The organism is Bacillus sp. LR--39 (genome assembly GCF_053613335.1).
In genome coordinates this window covers 1-539 of the sequence record NZ_JBSIOT010001481.1, presented here as the reverse complement: position 1 = coordinate 539, position 539 = coordinate 1, and the positions used below count along the sequence as shown (strand labels likewise).

Here is a 539-nt window from a genome sequence, read left to right as displayed (position 1 = left end):
GGTCATACGTTTCAAAATCGGATAAATCGCTCCCTCTGAAAGAGCCAGCGCCGAGGTGGTTTTTAAGGATGACGTCAGCTCATAACCGTACATCGGTTTAGAACGCAGTAGGGATAGGATGGCCAGCTCGAAAATCCCTTTTCGAAATTGAACAATCCAGCGGTCATTAACTTGATTCGTTTTCATGGTTTAAATATATCGAAAAAAACACTATATATCAATCACATATAGCAGTGTAAAATGTCCTGTTTTTTCTTTTAACAAAAATGGTATTTCTCATACTTTTTAACCTTTTTATTACATAAATGTTTTTATATTATGAAAAGTGTAAAAACGATTCTTCAGGTTAAAAGGAGCAGTCGAATGCAGAAATCAATATCATTTTTTGTCATTTTTTCAATCCTTTGGGGTTCGCTATTTCTGTTTTCTATTATTGGCAGCTTAGGGACAACCCCGATTCCGCTGACAAAGGACTCCAAATTTCTCATGTCCAGCATCCTCCCTCAGGGCTGGGGCTTTTTTAGCAAAAATCCGCGTGA

General features: G+C 37.7%; 1 protein-coding gene and 1 pseudogene. One reads left to right on the top strand and one right to left on the bottom strand.

Annotated elements, in window-relative coordinates:
* On the bottom strand, positions 1-186 hold a 186-nt coding region (locus ACWHAR_RS31280; protein WP_452088955.1), incomplete at its 3' end, for a PadR family transcriptional regulator.
* Positions 187-363: 177 nt separating this feature from the next.
* Here ACWHAR_RS31280 and ACWHAR_RS31275 point away from each other — a divergent pair.
* A pseudogene (locus ACWHAR_RS31275) lies at positions 364-539 on the top strand (SdpA family antimicrobial peptide system protein); the annotation flags it as partial.